Origin of the sequence: Luteibacter sp. (assembly GCF_051958795.1) — a bacterium.
GTDB lineage: Bacteria > Pseudomonadota > Gammaproteobacteria > Xanthomonadales > Rhodanobacteraceae > Luteibacter.
In genome coordinates, this window is the sequence record NZ_JBQCFT010000310.1 from 1 (window position 1) to 4009 (window position 4009).

Here is a 4009-nt window from a genome sequence, read left to right on the forward strand (position 1 = left end):
GGGGGGGGGTGGGGGGCCCCCCCCCCCCCCCCCCCCCCCCCCCCCCCGCTCCCACAAGAGCCCCGAAGGGCACGCATTCGCAAGACACGGCCCGACACATCGGCCTAACGTTTCGCTGGCTACCGTTAACCGGTTAGCTAAAGCGAAACGGAGGCACGATTGCATCCCGGATCGAAGATTACGCCATGCTCGGCAACTGCCGGACGGCGGCCCTGGTGGCGCGCAACGGCTCCATGGACTGGCTCTGCCTGCCGCGGTTCGACTCAGGGGCCTGCTTCGCCGCCTTGCTCGGCGACGAGAACAATGGCCGCTGGTGGCTGGCCCCCGCGGACCCCGACGCGGCCTGCACCCGCCAGTACATCGATGGCAGCCTCGTCCTGGAAACCACGTGGACGACGGCCACGGGCAAGGCCCGCGTCATCGACTTCATGCCCTTCGCGGGCGACCAGGTCGGCGTCACGCGCATCGTCGAGGGCATCGAAGGTCGCGTCGATTTCGAAAGCCGGCTGACCCTGCGCTTCGACTACGGCAACGCGCTACCGTGGGTGAACACCCACGACGACGGCACGCTCACCGCAGTGGTCGGGCCCGACATGGTGGCGCTGCGCACGCCGGTAGAGATCGAAGGCGAGGGCATGGAAAGCGTGAGCCGGTTCAGCGTCGGCCCGGGTGATTCGGCCCCATTCGTCATGGCCTGGGGCCCGTCACACCTTCCGCCGCCGGAACCGCTGGATCCGAAGCGGGCGCTGGACGACTCTCTGGCGTACTGGGAAAACTGGTCGAACCGCTGCAATGACAGCGGTGAATGGAGCGACGTCGTCCGTCGCTCGCTCATCGTGCTGAAGGGCCTCAGCTACGAACCCACCGGCGGCATCGTCGCCGCGCCCACGACGTCGTTGCCGGAGCAGTTCGGCGGCGAGCGCAACTGGGATTACCGCTTCTGCTGGGCACGCGATGCGACCTTCGTCCTCTCCGCCCTCGTGAATGCGGGTTACCACGATGAAGCCAGCGCCTGGCGCGACTGGGTGCGCCGCGCGGTAGCCGGTTCGCCGGGCCAGTTGCAGGTGCTCTACGGCCTCGCCGGCGAACGCCGCCTGGAAGAGTACGAACTCACCTGGCTCAAGGGCTATGAGGGTGCGAAACCGGTTCGCGTGGGTAACGCCGCGTCCAACCAGTTCCAGCTGGATATCTTCGGTGAACTGGTCGGCGCGTTCTCGCATGCGATGAAGCACGGCGTGGTGCTGCACCCGGAGGCCGACAACGTGCAGGCGGTGTTCCTCGACCACCTGGCCGAGATCTGGCGGCATCCGGATGAAGGCATCTGGGAGATCCGCGGCGAGCCGCGTCACTTCGTGCATTCCAAGGTCATGGCCTGGCTGGCGTTCGCTCGCGCCGCCGAGCAGAAGCGCGATGGCCTGGATCCGCATTACGTCCGGCGCTGGCGCAGCATCGCCGATGAAATCAAGGCCGATATCCTGGCGAAGGGCGTCGATCCGGTGCGTGGTTGTTTCACCCAGTCCTATGGCTCGACCGAACTGGACGCGAGCCTGTTGCTGGTCACCCTCACCGACTTCCTGCCGCCGGATGATCCCCGCATCGTCGCGACGGTCCGGGCTATCGAAGAGGACCTGCTGGTCGGCGGTTTCGTCCGCCGTTACGACACCCGCAGCGGTGTCGATGGGCTGCCGCCGGGCGAGGGGGAATTCCTCCCGTGCAGTTTCTGGCTCGTGGAAAATTACGTGATGCTGGGCCGGATGGACGAGGCGCGCGCATTGTTCGAGCGGCTGGTGGGGCTGACGAATGACCTCGGGCTGCTCTCGGAGGAGTACGATCCCCGTTCGAAGCGCCTGCTGGGCAATTTCCCACAAGCCTTTTCGCACGTCGCATTGGTTAATGCCGCCTTTAGCCTGGCGCATGGCTACAGTGCGACGGCCGATATCCACGCTACCCCCGAATCCAACGTTCCCCAAGGAGTCAGTGCATGAGCCAAGCCCAACCGAAGCGCGCGACCTCCCGCGCTCATCCGGCCGACCCGTGTACCGTCGTGATCTTCGGCGCCGCCGGTGACCTCACCAGCCGCCTCGTCGTTCCCGCGCTGTACAACATGCGCCGTACGGGCCTGCTCTCGGACAACTTTGCCATCGTGGGCTTCAACCACGGCAAGATGTCCGACAACGCCTGGAAGAACAACCTGCACACCTCGCTGGAGCGTTACGTCTCCGGCGGCGGTGGCCGCCTCGATGAAGAAGCCTGGGGCTGGCTCGGCAGCCAGATGCAGTATTTCGCCGGTGATTTCGACGATGCGTCGTCGTTCACCGCGCTGGCCGCCAAGCTCAAGGAAATCGATCGCCGCCGCGGCACCCAGGGCAACGTGCTGTTCTACCTGGCCACCCCCGAGCGTTTCTTCGGCGATGTGATCGAGCAGCTGTGCAAGGCCGGCCTGACCGACGACGGCGGTGTGAACGGCGATCACTGGCGCCGCGTCATCATCGAGAAGCCGTTCGGCCACGACCTGCACTCGGCGCAGGCCCTTAACGAGCGCATCCTCAAGGTCCTGCGCGAGGACCAGATCTACCGCATCGATCACTTCCTGGGCAAGGAAACGGTGCAGAACATCATGGCCTTCCGCTTCGCGAACGGCCTGTTCGAGCCGATCTGGAACCGCGACCGCATCGACCACGTGCAGATCACCGTGGCCGAGACCGTGGGCGTCGAGCGCCGCGGCTCGTTCTACGAGCAGACCGGCGCGATGCGTGACATGGTGCCGAACCACCTGTTCCAGCTGCTCGCCATGGTGGCCATGGAGCCGCCGACCTCGTTCGATGCGGAAGCCGTGCGCACCCGCAAGGCCGAAGTCATCGAAGCGATCCGCCCGATCGCGCCGGAAGATGCGGTGCGCGGCCAGTACGGCCCCGGCGCGGTGAACGGCCAGCTGGCCCGCGCGTACCGCGACGAGCCGGACGTGGCGCCGGATTCAGTGACCGAAACCTTCGTGGCCATGAAGCTGTCGATCGACACCTGGCGCTGGTCGGGCGTGCCGTTCTACCTGCGCACCGGCAAGCACATGGGCCGTCGCACCACCGAGATCGCGATCCGCTTCAAGTCCGCGCCGATGGCCCCGTTCCGCGGCACGGGCATGGACGCGTTCGGTCCGGATTGGCTGGTGCTGCAGATCCAGCCGGATGAAGGCATCTCGTTGCAGTTCGACGTCAAGCGCCCCGGCCCGCGCGTGGAACTCGCTCCCGTGCGCATGGATTTCAAGTACGCCGACTGGTTCCGCGCCGAGTCGAACGTGGGCTACGAGACCCTGCTTTACGATTGCATGACCGGCGACGCGACGCTGTTCCAGCGTGCGGACATGGTCGAAGCCTGCTGGCGCGCCGTGCAGCCGGTCATCGACGACTGGGCGCAGCGCACCCCGGCGGATTTCCCGAACTACGCCTCGGGCAGCGCGGGCCCGGCCTCGTCGGATACCTTGCTGGCCATGGGCGGCCGCTCGTGGCGCCCGCTGAACACCGGCACGGAACCGGCACGTCGTGCGGCACGTCAGAAGGCGGAAGCCGGCGCCACACCGGTGGCGGCGAAGGAACCGGCTAAGCCGACGCGTGCGAAGCGTGCTGCGGCGAAGAAGGTTTTGCGCGCGGCTTCGGTAAAGAAGGCTGCGCCTGCCAGGAAGACGGCCACGAAGAAGGCAGCGGCGAAGAAGGTGGTCGCGGCGAAGAAATCGCCCGCGAAGAAAACCGCAGTCCGCAAGGCCGCCACAAAGAAACGCACCACGAAGAAGTAAAACAGAGGGGCCCCGCGGGGCCCCTCTCGCTTTTTGTGGGAGCGCGCTTGCGCGCGATGGGTTTTGCCGCAAGCACCCAGCGCGCGCATGCGCGCTCGCACAAAAGACGAACTAGTGTGAGGAAACGTAAATCGCGTCAGCAAAGGCTTCGGGCAGGGCGAAGCTTTCACGCATGCGACGCGCTTCCGCCGCAGGCGTAGCGCCGAACAACCTGCGGAATTC

2 protein-coding genes are annotated in these 4009 nt (G+C 66.3%); both read left to right on the plus strand.

Translation table 11 applies throughout. The annotated features are described in order from the left end of the window. The first annotated feature begins 158 nt into the window (after positions 1–158). Positions 159–1985 (plus strand): glycoside hydrolase family 15 protein, encoded by a 1827-nt coding sequence (locus ACTHLF_RS15990; RefSeq protein WP_440328510.1) that lies wholly within the window; start codon positions 159–161, stop codon positions 1983–1985. Beyond that, positions 1982–3787, plus strand: coding sequence for a glucose-6-phosphate dehydrogenase (zwf, locus tag ACTHLF_RS15995; protein ID WP_440328508.1), 1806 nt, complete (start codon positions 1982–1984; stop codon positions 3785–3787). The genes ACTHLF_RS15990 and zwf overlap by 4 nt, the downstream gene beginning before the upstream one ends. Positions 3788–4009 lie beyond the last annotated feature (222 nt).

What these genes read in the sequence shown, in the direction of transcription:
- zwf (WP_440328508.1), top strand. Translation starts at nt 1,982, where the DNA reads ATGAGCCAAGCCCAACCGAAGCGCGCGACCTCCCGCGCTCATCCGGCC.